This window comes from Labrys monachus, assembly GCF_030814655.1.
Classification (GTDB): Bacteria; Pseudomonadota; Alphaproteobacteria; order Rhizobiales; family Labraceae; genus Labrys; species Labrys monacha.
On record NZ_JAUSVK010000001.1, the window covers coordinates 1,128,969 to 1,140,644 of the forward strand.

12 protein-coding genes are annotated in these 11,676 nt (G+C 67.0%); 6 read left to right on the plus strand and 6 right to left on the minus strand.

All coding sequences use genetic code 11. From position 1 onward, the window contains the following. Positions 1 to 17: 17 nt before the first annotated feature. From glmM to mnmA, 5 genes are all read right to left on the minus strand, one after another. Positions 18 to 1,358 (minus strand): phosphoglucosamine mutase, encoded by a 1,341-nt coding sequence (glmM, locus tag J3R73_RS04965; protein ID WP_307423162.1) that lies wholly within the window; start codon positions 1,356 to 1,358, stop codon positions 18 to 20. A gap of 130 nt (positions 1,359 to 1,488) precedes the next feature. After that, positions 1,489 to 1,941, minus strand: coding sequence for a GNAT family N-acetyltransferase (locus tag J3R73_RS04970; protein ID WP_307423165.1), 453 nt, complete (start codon positions 1,939 to 1,941; stop codon positions 1,489 to 1,491). Next, positions 1,938 to 2,975 (minus strand): peptidoglycan -binding protein, encoded by a 1,038-nt coding sequence (locus J3R73_RS04975; protein WP_307423168.1) that lies wholly within the window; start codon positions 2,973 to 2,975, stop codon positions 1,938 to 1,940. Before J3R73_RS04975 ends, J3R73_RS04970 begins: the two co-directional genes overlap by 4 nt. A gap of 105 nt (positions 2,976 to 3,080) precedes the next feature. Next, positions 3,081 to 4,073 carry a flagellar motor protein MotA gene (locus J3R73_RS04980; RefSeq protein WP_307423171.1) on the minus strand — a complete coding sequence of 331 codons (993 nt, stop codon included), beginning with the start codon at positions 4,071 to 4,073 and terminating at the stop codon, positions 3,081 to 3,083. Between the two features lie 278 nt (positions 4,074 to 4,351). Continuing rightward, positions 4,352 to 5,521, minus strand: coding sequence for a tRNA 2-thiouridine(34) synthase MnmA (gene mnmA, locus J3R73_RS04985; protein ID WP_307423174.1), 1,170 nt, complete (start codon positions 5,519 to 5,521; stop codon positions 4,352 to 4,354). Positions 5,522 to 5,700: 179 nt separating this feature from the next. Here mnmA and J3R73_RS04990 point away from each other — a divergent pair, with 179 nt between their 5' ends. The 4 genes from J3R73_RS04990 (at position 5,701) to J3R73_RS05005 (ending at position 8,088) form a co-directional block, all read left to right on the plus strand. After that, the gene (locus tag J3R73_RS04990) at positions 5,701 to 6,204 is read left to right on the plus strand and encodes a prolyl-tRNA synthetase associated domain-containing protein (protein ID WP_307423176.1); all 504 of its coding nucleotides are present in this window, start codon (positions 5,701 to 5,703) and stop codon (positions 6,202 to 6,204) included. Between the two features lie 105 nt (positions 6,205 to 6,309). Then, entirely contained in the window at positions 6,310 to 7,203 is an 894-nt protein-coding gene (trxA, locus tag J3R73_RS04995; protein WP_307423178.1) for a thioredoxin, read from the plus strand. A 24-nt stretch (positions 7,204 to 7,227) separates the two neighbouring features. After that, the gene (locus tag J3R73_RS05000; protein ID WP_307423180.1) at positions 7,228 to 7,884 is read left to right on the plus strand and encodes an LON peptidase substrate-binding domain-containing protein; all 657 of its coding nucleotides are present in this window, start codon (positions 7,228 to 7,230) and stop codon (positions 7,882 to 7,884) included. A gap of 9 nt (positions 7,885 to 7,893) precedes the next feature. Beyond that, on the plus strand, positions 7,894 to 8,088 hold the full coding sequence (locus tag J3R73_RS05005) for a Trm112 family protein (protein WP_307423183.1): 195 nt from the start codon (positions 7,894 to 7,896) through the stop codon (positions 8,086 to 8,088). 11 nt (positions 8,089 to 8,099) lie between these two features. Here the strand turns inward: J3R73_RS05005 and J3R73_RS05010 are convergent. Further along, positions 8,100 to 9,055, minus strand: a protein-coding gene (locus J3R73_RS05010; protein ID WP_370879838.1) for an IS630 family transposase whose coding sequence is annotated in 2 segments (ribosomal slippage) — positions 8,100 to 8,707 and positions 8,707 to 9,055 — 957 coding nt in all. Because the reading frame shifts where the segments join, the coding sequence is not laid out codon by codon here. A 285-nt stretch (positions 9,056 to 9,340) separates the two neighbouring features. Here J3R73_RS05010 and J3R73_RS05015 point away from each other — a divergent pair. Next, positions 9,341 to 10,048: a response regulator transcription factor gene (locus J3R73_RS05015; protein WP_307423185.1), complete on the plus strand. Its 708-nt coding sequence runs from the start codon at positions 9,341 to 9,343 to the stop codon at positions 10,046 to 10,048. Next, the gene (locus J3R73_RS05020; RefSeq protein ID WP_307423188.1) at positions 10,045 to 11,658 is read left to right on the plus strand and encodes a sensor histidine kinase; all 1,614 of its coding nucleotides are present in this window, start codon (positions 10,045 to 10,047) and stop codon (positions 11,656 to 11,658) included. Before J3R73_RS05015 ends, J3R73_RS05020 begins: the two co-directional genes overlap by 4 nt. The last annotated feature ends 18 nt before the right edge of the window (positions 11,659 to 11,676 follow it).

Genomic DNA, 11,676 nt, shown 5'->3' on the forward strand with positions numbered 1-11,676 from the left:
CTTTACCCATGGCTCGGTCACGCGGCCTTCGAGATCGCCTCGATGACGTCGTCCACCGCGTCTTCCACCCGCTTGCGGTCGTCCCCCTCCGCCATGACGCGGATGACGGGCTCGGTGCCGGACGGTCGGATGACCAGACGCCCGCCTTCGCCGAGAGTCTTGCGGGCGCTGTCGATGGCGGTGACGACTTTCGGATCGTCCAGCACCTTGCCGCCGCGGGTGCGCACGTTCTTGAGGATCTGCGGCAGCGGATCGAAGCGGTGGCAGACTTCGCTCACCGGCCTGTTCGCCTTCTTCAGCACGGCGAGGACCTGCAGCGCGGCGACGAGGCCGTCGCCCGTGGTGGCGAAATCGGACAGGATGATGTGGCCGGACTGCTCGCCGCCGACATTGTAGCCCTGCGAGCGCATGCGCTCCAGCACGTAGCGATCGCCGACGGCGGTCCGCTCCAGCAAAAGGCCGAGGCCGCCGAGATAGCGTTCGAGGCCGAGATTGGACATCACGGTGGCGACGATGCCGGGTTGCGTCAGGCGGCCGTCCTCCTTCCAGGAGGCGGCGACCACCGCCATCAGCTGGTCGCCGTCGACGATGTGGCCCTTCTCGTCGACGATGACGACACGGTCGGCGTCGCCGTCGAGCGCGATGCCGATGTCGGCGCGCAGCTCCCGCACCTTCTGGGACAGCGCTTCGGGCGCCGTCGAACCGACATCCTTGTTGATGTTGAAGCCGTCGGGCTCGACGCCGATGGCGATGACGTCGGCGCCCAGTTCCCAGAGCGCCTCGGGCGCCACCTTGTAGGCCGCGCCGTTGGCGCAGTCGACGATGACGCGCAGGCCGTCCAGGCGCATATGGCGGGGCAGGGTGCGCTTGGCGAACTCGATGTAGCGGGCGCGGACGTCGTCGATGCGCCGGGCGCGCCCGAGATCGCGCGAGCCCGCCAGCCTGGGCGAGAGGTCGGTGTCGATCAGGATCTCGATGGCGCGTTCGGTGTCGTCCGAAAGCTTGAAGCCGTCGGGGCCGAACAGCTTGATGCCGTTGTCGTCATAGGGATTGTGCGAGGCCGAGATCATCACGCCGATATCGCAGCGCAGCGAATTGGTGAGCATCGCCACGGCCGGCGTCGGCATCGGGCCGAGCAGCATGACGTCCACCCCGACAGCAGTGAAACCGGCGACGAGAGCATTCTCGATCATGTAACCGGAAAGGCGGGTATCCTTGCCGATGACGACGCGATGGCGATGATCTCCGCGCTGGAAGGCCAAGCCGGCCGCCATGCCGACCTTCATCGCAAGTTCGGGCGTGATAAAACTATTGGCGCGGCCGCGAATACCGTCCGTGCCGAAATATTTGCGACTCATCGTTCGTCCTCGACGTTTCCGGACAGCACTGTGCCAGAATTCTGCTCGAAATTGTTTCAAAATTTGTTTGCAACGGTAACAGCGGTCCCGCGGGTGCGCCCGGGGCGAGCGCCGCCTTCCGGCGCCGGGATCACCGGCGCCACTCATAGTCGAACGTCGAGAGCCCCGAAGCCGGGTTGATGCCCGTCCCCGTCCGGACGAAGCCCTCGCGCTCGTAGAAGCGGATGGCGCGCCGGTTGAAGGCGTTGACGGTGAGCTTCAGGCGGTCGGGCGCCCGCTTCTTGGCGAAGGTCATCAGGAGATGGGCGGTGCCGGAGCCTTGTTCGGCCGGGGCGAGCGCGATCTGCTCGACCACGAGGCCCTCGCCAGCCCCTGCCAGGACGATCATGCCGATGAAATCCCTGCCGCGCATGGCCGCGAAAATGGCGGCTCCGCTCTCCTGCCAGTCCCGCCACATCGAGGGCCAGCGGGCCTGATAGTCGATGGCGGGATAGGTCTTCTCCCACGCCGCGCACCACAGGGCGCGAAGCGAGGATTCGTCCTCGGCGCCGGTCTCGCGAATCGTCACGAGGGCAGCGATCATCGCTCGGTCAGCTTCAGTTCGATGCGCCGGTTCTTCTTGCGGGCTTCCTCGGTGCCGGAGGTGTCGATCGGCTGGAATTCGCCGAAGCCCGCCGCGACGAGGCGTTGGGCCGGAATGCCCTTGGAAATCAGATATTGCACGACCGAGATGGCGCGGCTCGCCGAAAGCTCCCAATTGCTCGGGAATTGCGGCGAGTTGATCGGCCGGTCGTCGGTGTGCCCGTCGACGCGCAGCACCCAGGGAATGTCGCTGGGTATCTTGCCCTGGAGATCGAGCAGGGCGGCGGCGAGTTTGTCCATCTCGGCCTTGCCTTCCGGCTGCAGGGCGGCCTGGCCGGGCTGGAAGAACACTTCGGACTGGAACACGAAGCGGTCGCCGACGACGCGCACATCCGGCCGGTTGCCGAGCACGTCGCGCAGGCGGCCGAAGAAATCGGAGCGGTAGCGAGACAATTCCTGCACCCGCTGTGCGAGGGCGGCGTTCAGGCGGGAGCCGAGGTCGGCGATCTTGGTCTGGCTCTCGCGGTCCTTGGATTCGGAGGCGTCGAGCGCCTGTTCCAGCGCCGCGATCTGGCGCCGGAGGGCGGAGATCTGCTGGTTGAGCAACTCGACCTGCGCCAGCGCCTGGTCGCTGATGCGCTTCTGGCTGTCGAGCTCGCCCTGGATCTGCTCTACAGCGCCGCCGCTCGCTTGGGCGGCGGCCGCATCGCCTTGCGCCGCATCGAGGAGCCCTTGCAATTTCACCTTGTCCGCATTGGATTTGGACAGGCTGTCGGTGAGCGCGGCCAGCTGCTCCTGCGCGTTGCGCCCATTGGCGCGCTCCAGCGAGAGGAGCTGCGACAGCTCGGCGATCTGCGCATTCAGCCGGCTCAGCGCCTCGTCCTTGCCGGAGACCTCCTGGGACAGGAAGAACTGTCCGAGCACGAAGATCGACAGGATCATGATGATGGACAGAAGCAGGGTCGACAGGGCGTCGACGAAGCCGGGCCAGTAATTGATGCCCTCCGACCGGCGTCGCGAGCGGCTAGGAGGCATGCTGCACCTCGCCTGTGGCGGTCAGCGCCGCGGCGGCGCGGCGGCGGGCGGCGGCCGGGGCCGTTCCTGGCCGCATGAGGCATGGGGCATGGCAGCGATGCGGCATCAGTTCTGCTCGCGTTCCTGCATGAGGCGCTGCAGCACGGCCTTGATGTCGCGCTGCTGGTCAGCCTGGGATTCCACCCAGTCGCGGATCATCTGCTGCTCGGAGCGCATGTGCTGGACGAGGCCCTGGATGCCTTCGGCGAGCTGGGCCATGGCGGCGGTGGCGCTGCGTCCGGAGCCGCCTTCCTGCGCGCCATGCGCCATGCGCTCGATGGCCGATTTGATGGCGGCCATGTCGCCGTCGGTGCCGCCCCGCGCCAGGCCTTCGGCCTCGATGTCCGTGACGGTGGCAGCGAGCCAGTCCTCCAGCTCGTTGTAGAAGCGGTTCTGGGCCTGGCCGGCCTGCAGGTCGAGGAAGCCGAGGACGAGCGAGCCGGCGAGACCGAACAGCGAGGAGGAGAACGACACGCCCATGCCGCGGAGCGGGGCGGCGAGGCCGCTCTTGAGCCCCTCGAACATGGTGCTGGCATCGCCGCCGCCGCCCACCGACATCGAGCTGATGACGTTGCCGACCGAACCCACCGTCTCGATCAGGCCCCAGAAGGTGCCGAGCAGGCCGAGGAAGACGAGCAGGCCGGTGAGATAGCGCGAGATCTCGCGCTGCTCGTCGAGCCGCATGCCGATCGATTCGAGGATCGAGCGCAGGGTGGACAGGGAAATCGACCGCCGGCCGACCTTGTCCCCGAGAAGGGTGGCCATCGGCGCCAGCATGACGGGCTGGTCGCGCAGCTCGAGGCCGGGATCGCGCAACCGATAGGCATTGACCCAGCGCACTTCCGGGATGAGGCGGATGACCTGGCGAAAACCGAAGGCGATGCCGAGCAGCAGCGTGAAGACGATCAGGCCGTTGAGGCCCGGATTGGCCATGAAGGCGTTGAAGAGCTGCTGGTAGAGGACGGCCGCCACGCAGCCGGCCAGGGCCAGAAACACCAGCATGCGGATGAAGAAGATCCGGGGGGAAGACAGCTTGTAGGGATCGAGGTCTCGGGCCATCACACCACGCCGTTTCTGTATTCATGCCGCGCCGGGCCGAGCAAAGCGTCGACCCGTCATCCCCGGCGAGGCCGAGGGCCGGGAGCCGAGGGCCAGGAAAGGAATTCATCCATCGACTATAAAGCTTTGCAATGCCTTACAACATGAATTCTCTTCCCCTGCCGCCGATGCCGCAAGCCGGGGCCGGCCGAGGAGGGACCCGGTCCGGCCTGTCACATCTGGTCTAGCATAGTGCCAAAGCCGGTAAAAGCGCGACGGCGCCGCGCCGGCATTGCCGCTCAGGCAGCGACTGTCGCGCCCGCATCCCGGCGCATCGCGCGCGGCTCGGCGCCGCGGATGAATCCGCCACCGAGCACGCGGGCCTGTCCCTGCGCATTGTCGTAGAACACGGCCGCCTGGCCGGGGGAGACGCCGTCCTCGGCATCGGCGAGCTCGACGCAGGCGCCTTGAGGGCCGAAGCGCAGCGTCGCGGCCCGGGGCGGGCGCGTCGAGCGCACGCGCACGGCGATCTCGAGGCCCTCTTCCGGCAGATCCTCCAGGGCGCCGTCGCCGATCCAGTTGACGTCGCGCAGCGCGATCATGCGAGTCGCGAGCGCCTCGCGCGGGCCGACGATCACGCGGGCGGCGGCGGCGTCGAGCCTGAGGACGTGCAGGGGCTCGCCCGTGGCGACGCCCAGCCCCTTGCGCTGGCCGATGGTGAAATGAATGACCCCGGCATGCCGGCCGAGCACTCGCCCATCGAGATGCACGATGTCGCCCGGGGTCGCGGCCTCCGGCTTGAGACGCTCGATCACCTCGGCATAGCGGCCGGACGGCACGAAGCAGATGTCCTGGCTGTCTGGCTTGGCGGCCACGGAAAGGCCGAAGCGTTCCGCCGCCTGCCGCGTCTCGGGCTTGGTCATGTCGCCGAGAGGAAACCGCAGCACGTCGAGCTGCTCCTTCGTGGTGGCGAACATGAAATAGCTCTGGTCGCGCTCGGCGTCCCGGGGCCGGAAGAGGGCTCGGGCGCCACCGACAGCCCGGCTGGCGACATAGTGGCCGGTCGCCAGCACGTCGGCGCCGAGGTCGCGCGCGGTGCCGAGAAGATCGCGGAACTTGACGCGCTGGTTGCATTCGACACAGGGGATCGGCGTCTCGCCGGCGATGTAGGAATCGGCGAAGCGGTCGATCACCGCCGCCTTGAAGCGGCTCTCGTAATCGAGCACGTAATGGGGGATGCCGATGCGGTCGGCGACCTCGCGCGCGTCGTGGATGTCCTGGCCGGCGCAGCACGCTCCCTTGCGGTGCACGGCCGCGCCATGATCGTAGAGCTGGAGCGTGACGCCGATCACCTCGTAGCCCTGCTCCTTGAGCAGGGCGGCGCAGACGGACGAATCGACGCCGCCGGACATGGCGACGACCACGCGGGTGTCCTGCGGCCGGCGCGGCAGGTCGAGCGAATTCAACATGGCAACCTCGTGTCCATCAGAGGGTCAAGGTCTCTGCGGCGCGCCGTGCCTTACGGCATTTCGGGCCGAAATGGAACGTTTTTCAAGGCATGGCCGCTTCGCAGGTGCATGGGGACGGCACCGCCTTGCATGGACGCCCTTCCGGCGCTAACGGAGGCGCGTTCCTGGAGACCTTCTCGATGCCCGCGACGCCGGATGACCTCTTCGCCTATTTCGACCAGCTCGGCATCGCCGTCACCACCGTCGAGCATCCGCCGCTCCATACCGTGGAGGACTCCAAGGCCTTGCGGGGCGAGATCGGCGGCGGGCACACGAAGAACCTCTTCCTCAAGGACCGCAAGGGAGGCCTTTTCCTCGTCGTCCTGGAGGAGGACGCCACCGTCGATCTCAAGCGCATCCATGAGATCATCGGTGCGCAGGGCAAAGTTTCCTTCGGGTCGGCCGAGCTTCTCACCGAGGTGTGGGGCGTGCTTCCCGGCGCGGTGACGCCCTTCGGTGCGATCAACGACAAGGCGGGACGGGTGAGCGTCGTCCTCGACGCAGCGCTGATGCGCCATGAGCACCTCAACCATCATCCCCTGGTCAATACGAAGACGACGACGATCGCCCGCGACGACCTCGTCGCCTTCCTGAAAGCCACGGGACATGAGCCGAAAATCCTGGCCGTCTCGACGGCGGGCTGAGCGGCGAAGAGGCATCGCGCGCCGGAAGATCGCGGGAACAGTTGCCTTCGCGCCGATTTGCCCCCATCTAACCGCCACCAGCAATGTGGACAGTGGGTTCGGGCGATGAGCGGCAATGCAGCGGGCACAAACGGTCTGATCAAGGATACGACGACGCAGGCCTTCATGGCCGATGTGATCCAGGAATCGATGAAGCAGCCGGTGCTCGTCGATTTCTGGGCGGAATGGTGCGGACCCTGCAAGCAGCTGGGACCGGTGCTCGAAAAGGCCGTCGTCGCGGCCAAGGGCAAGGTCAAGCTCGTCAAGATGGATATCGACAAATATCCGCAGATCGCCGGCCAGCTCGGCGTGCAGTCCATCCCGGCCGTGTTCGCCTTCTCCAAGGGGCAGCCCGTGGACGGCTTCATGGGCGCGCTGCCCGAGAGCCAGGTCAAGGAGTTCATCACGCGCATCGCCGGCCCCGGCGGCGCTCCGGAGACGGAGGAGATGCTCGCCGAGGCCGAGGCGCTGCTGGCGGAGGGGGACGACGAGGGAGCCGCCCAGATCTTCGCGCAGATCTATGAGGAGGATCCCGACAATCTGAAGGCGATCGCCGGCCTGGCGCGCTGCGCCGTGGCGGCGGGCCAGCTCGAACAGGCGGCCGCCACCCTGTCGCTGACGCCCAAGGGCAAGGAGAACGATCCGATCATCGCCAGCGCCCGTGCCGCGCTCGAACTCGCCGAGCAGGCAAGCGATGTCGGCGATCTCCAGGCGCTGATGCGCCAGGTCGATGCCGATCCTGCCGATCATCAGGCCCGCTTCGACCTCGCCCTCGCGCTCGTCGCCGCAGGCCGGCGCAAGGAGGCGGTCGATCAATTGCTCGATATCGCCCGGCGCGACCGCCAATGGAACGAGGACGGCGCGCGCAAGCAGCTCGTGCAGTTCTTCGAGGCCTGGGGGCCGATGGACGAGAATTCCATCTATGGTCGCCGGCGCCTCTCCTCGATCCTGTTTTCCTGAGGCGCGAAATGCAGGTGTAGGGGCATGCAGCCGCTTTTCAGGACCAGCGCCGATCTTCCCGCGACCCTCCCGGTCTTCCCGCTGGCGGGAGCGCTGCTGCTGCCGCGAGGGCAGCTGCCGCTCAACATCTTCGAGCCGCGCTATCTGGCGATGGTCGACGACGCGCTGAGGACGCATCGGCTCATCGGCATGATCCAGCCCGAAAGCGAGGAGGAAACCAACCCCCCGCTGTTCCAGGTCGGCTGCGTGGGAAAGATCACGCAGTTCGCCGAGACGGGAGACGGCCGCTACCTCATCCAGCTGACCGGCATCTCCCGCTTTCGCGTGCTGGAGGAACAGGCGGTCACCACGCCCTATCGCCAGTGCCGCATCACGGCTGAGCCCTTCGCCGTCGATTTCCAGCCGCGCGCCGGCGAGGACGAGGTCGACCGCAAGGCGCTGATCGAAACCCTCAAGGCCTATCTCGACGTCCATCGTTTCCAGGTGAACTGGAACGAGGTGCACGAAGCCTCCAACGAGGCGCTGGTCAACGCGCTGGCGATGATGAGCCCTTTCGGGAGGCGAGAGAAGCAGGCGCTGCTGGAGGCCGGGACGCTGCGCGAGCGCGCGGAGATCCTGGTCGCCATCACCGAGATCGAGCTCGCCAAGGACGGCGACGGCTCCGACACGCCGCTGCAATAGGAGCTGGACATGCAGACCCCGCTTCGCAAGCCGCCCCTCACCGAGCCGAAGCTGTTGGAGCTGCTGGTCTGCCCGCTCACCAAGACGACGCTCGAATATGACGCGGAAAGGCAGGAGCTGATCTCCCGCGCCGCCAAGCTCGCCTATCCGATCCGCGAGGGTTTTCCGATCATGCTGCCGGAAGAGGCGCGGCCGATCGACTAGAGCGAAATTGTTCAGACTGTAGAATATCCAGCATTAGAGAAGTAATTTCTGCATTCGGACGGGGAGAAGCGCGGGAGAGTTTTGGCGATTTCGTCCCAGAGATCGTGGATGGATCGGGTTGCAGCCGCGCGCAGGAGAGCTTTGAGCTTTGCGAAGAGGTTCTCGATCGGATTGAGATCGGGGGAGTAGGCGGGCAAGTAAAGCAGTTCCGCCCCTGCGGCCTCGATGGCTTGGCGCACACCCGGGACTTTGTGGCTGCTCAGATTGTCCATGATGACGATATCGCCGTAATTGAGGGTGGGAACGAGGATCTGCGCGACATAGGCCTTGAAGCAATCGCCGTTGACTGGGCCGTCGAGCACGCAGGGAGCTGTCAATCCCCCGCTGCGCAGAGCGCCAATGAAGGTCGTGGTTTTCCAATGGCCATGCGGCACGTAGTCGATCAGGCGCTGTCCGCGCTTGCACCTGCCGTAGTGGCGCGCCATCGCGGTCGAGGCCCAGGTCTCGTCAATGAAGACCAGACGCGAGGGCCTCAGCCAGATTTGGTTGCTGTGCCATTTGCGGCGAGCGGCCGCGACATCGGGGCGTTTTTGCTCGCTGGCGTGGATCGTCTTTTTTTATATGTCAGCCCAAGCCGCTTGAGCATATGCCACATCGGGGCATGGCTGATGCTGACCCCCAATTCTTCCTCCGCCCAGGCCCGCAGATCCGCGACACGCGCATCCGGATCAGCCGCGACCTTGGCCCGCAGAACCTCTTCATGCTTGGCAAGCTTGAGCGGAACATGATTGCGCTGGGGGCGGGCACTGACCTCCCCCGTCGCGCGCCGCCGCGCGGCCGCCTTGTAGATGTAGGACACACTCACCCTGAAGATTGGTGCGATTGTGCTCGCCGACATCCCGCTATCCAGCGCCCCAAGCACACGATCTCGCAAATCCTGCGAATAGGCTTCACCACGCTTCGTCATGCTTCATCTCCGGAATAGCCCGGAAACCTATGAATCACACTAAGCCATCCAGTGGAATCCCTTCCGATTCCACTCAGACAAATTCCGCTCTAGACCTCGGGGACGGGACCGCGCGGCTGGGCGTCGTGCCGCGATGCCGGACGGCTGCACCGGTTCTGCACGGTGGCGACATGGATCGGGCACGGGATCTGGATCGAGGCTGGACGGCGCCCCGGCAGGATCGCCGCGATCGCCGATGGCGGTCGCCGCTTTGACACGCCAGTCCCGAAATGACAATCATCCGCCATGTCCCGCACAGTCCTCATCGTCGACGACGACCCGCATATCCGCGAATTGCTGGCGTTCGCACTGGCGAAGGCGGGCATGGCGACGCAGGAGGCCGGCGACGGCGAGGAGGGGCTCGCCGGCGTCCTTTCCGGGCGGCCGGACCTCGTCATCCTCGACATCAACATGCCGCGCATGGACGGGCTCGAAGTCTGCCGGCGCCTCAGGGCCTCCGGCGCCGAGGTGCCCGTGCTGTTCCTGTCCTCCCGCGACGACGAGATCGACCGCATCCTCGGCCTGGAACTGGGCGCGGATGATTACGTGGTCAAGCCGTTCTCGCCGCGCGAGGTGGTGGCGCGGGTCGGCGCCATCCTCAAGCGGGCAGGGCCGAAGCCGGCGACGGCGGCGGCGGTCCGCGCATTGGCGCGCGGCCTGCTGCATCTCGACGCCGAAGGCTGGCACGTCCAGTGGGACGGGCGGGACGTCGGCCTGACGGCAAAGGAATTCCAGCTGCTGCAGATCCTGGCGGCGACGCCCTCGAAGGTCTTCTCGCGTGACGAGATCATCGATCGGCTGCACGGTCCCGGCTTTGCCATCACCGATCGCACCATCGACAGCCATATCCGGCATATCCGCCAGAAATTCGTCGCGGTCGGCGCCGAAGACGTCATCGAGACGCGGGCGGGCATCGGCTATCGCATCGGCCCCTGCGCCGGCAGGGCCGCTTGATCACAGCGATCAAGGACGCCGTCAAGGCGCGCTGGCCCGCCCTTCGCCTGCGCTCCATCCTGATCGGCGTCCTGCTCTTCACCGCCTTCATGCCCGGCTTCGGCGCGATCTTCCTGCGGGTCTACGAGAATGTCCTCGTCCGCCAGACCGAGGCGGAACTGATCGCGCAGGGCGCCGCCTATGACGCGGCCTTCGGTCTCGCCTGGCCGGCACCGGCCGCGCCGCCGCCCGACGATGAGGAAGGAGACGACGACGCGCCGGCGCATTATTTCACGCCCGACGCCCTCAGCATCGACCTCAACACCATGCCGATCCTGCCGCAGCGCCCGCCTCCCGTCGATGGGCCGGGTCAGCCCGACCCCCAGGCGCTCGCCGCCGCCAAGGCGATCGCCCCGCTGATCGCGGAGACCCGGCGCAGCACCCTCGCCAATGCGCTGGTGCTCGATTCCCAGGGAATCGTGCTGTCCGCCGGGCCGCTCCAGGGCAAGAGCTACGCTTTCCTGCCGGAGGTGCGGTCGGCCATGGAGGGACGGTCGCAATCGGTGCTGCGGCGGCGGGGCGATTACGTCCCGCGCTATGCCTTCGAGGTGCTGAGCCGGGCCTCCGCCATCCGCGTGCATTATGCCCGGCCGATCAAGATCGGCGAGAGAACGGTTGGCGTGCTCCTGTTGTCGCGCTCGCCGCGGGCCTTGTTCCGCGGCGTCTATGACGACCTCGGCAAGATCGCGCTGGCGATCGGCGTCATCTTCATCATCATCCTGGGCCTCGCCGGCCTGCTTTCGCGCGCCATTTCGAGGCCGATCGAGTTGCTGACGCAGGCGAGCGCCCATGTCGGGCGGGGCGGCAGCGAGGTGCCGCCGACGCCCGCGACGGCGACGGTGGAGATCCGCGCCCTCTTCGACAATTTCCGCCGCATGGCGGCGCAGATCGACCTGCGCTCGCGCTATCTGCGCGATTTCGCCGCTGCGATGAGCCATGAATTCAAGACGCCGCTCACCGGCATACGCGGCGCGCTGGAACTCCTCGACGAGCATGGCGACAGCATGAGCCCGCAGGAGCGGCACCATTTCATCGCCAATGCCGAGGGCGACGCCGCCCGCCTGTCGCGGCTGGTGGCGCGGCTCCTGGAGCTTGCGCGGGCCGACATGGCCACCGGCGGCGACGTCGTGCCGACCGAGGTCGACGGTGCTGTCCGGCGCATCGCCGATGCGCTGCGCGATCCGGACTTCGCCGTCGAACTGCGCTACGAGACGCCGCTGCCGGCGGTCCGCGTGCCGGCGGCGGTGCTCGAAGCGGTGCTGGCCACGCTGATCGAGAACAGCGGCCAGGCGGGCGCCCGGACCATGGTGATCTCGGCGCAGCGGGAACAGGACTTTCTCGTCCTCGTGCTCGCCGATGACGGGCCAGGCGTCGCGGTCGCCGATCGCGAGCGGCTGTTCGAGCCCTTCTTCACCACGAGGCGCAGCGAAGGAGGCACCGGCCTCGGCCTGCCGATCGCCCGCTCGCTGCTGGCGGGAAGCGGCTCGACGATAGAGTTCGTCGACGGCGGAAAGGGTGCCTGCTTCCACCTGCGCCTGAGACTGCATGCCGGCGGGGCGCCGCAGGCCTGAGAGGGCCGCGCCGAGCGA

Excerpts from the sequence above, each read along its gene's own strand:
- glmM (WP_307423162.1), bottom strand. The coding sequence starts at position 1,358 with ATGAGTCGCAAATATTTCGGCACGGACGGTATTCGCGGCCGCGCCAAT.
- J3R73_RS04970 (WP_307423165.1), bottom strand. The coding sequence starts at position 1,941 with ATGATCGCTGCCCTCGTGACGATTCGCGAGACCGGCGCCGAGGACGAA.
- J3R73_RS04975 (WP_307423168.1), bottom strand. The coding sequence starts at position 2,975 with ATGCCTCCTAGCCGCTCGCGACGCCGGTCGGAGGGCATCAATTACTGG.
- J3R73_RS04980 (WP_307423171.1), bottom strand. The coding sequence starts at position 4,073 with ATGGCCCGAGACCTCGATCCCTACAAGCTGTCTTCCCCCCGGATCTTC.
- mnmA (WP_307423174.1), bottom strand. The coding sequence starts at position 5,521 with ATGTTGAATTCGCTCGACCTGCCGCGCCGGCCGCAGGACACCCGCGTG.
- J3R73_RS04990 (WP_307423176.1), top strand. The coding sequence starts at position 5,701 with ATGCCCGCGACGCCGGATGACCTCTTCGCCTATTTCGACCAGCTCGGC.
- trxA (WP_307423178.1), top strand. The coding sequence starts at position 6,310 with ATGAGCGGCAATGCAGCGGGCACAAACGGTCTGATCAAGGATACGACG.
- J3R73_RS05000 (WP_307423180.1), top strand. The coding sequence starts at position 7,228 with ATGCAGCCGCTTTTCAGGACCAGCGCCGATCTTCCCGCGACCCTCCCG.
- J3R73_RS05005 (WP_307423183.1), top strand. The coding sequence starts at position 7,894 with ATGCAGACCCCGCTTCGCAAGCCGCCCCTCACCGAGCCGAAGCTGTTG.
- J3R73_RS05015 (WP_307423185.1), top strand. The coding sequence starts at position 9,341 with ATGTCCCGCACAGTCCTCATCGTCGACGACGACCCGCATATCCGCGAA.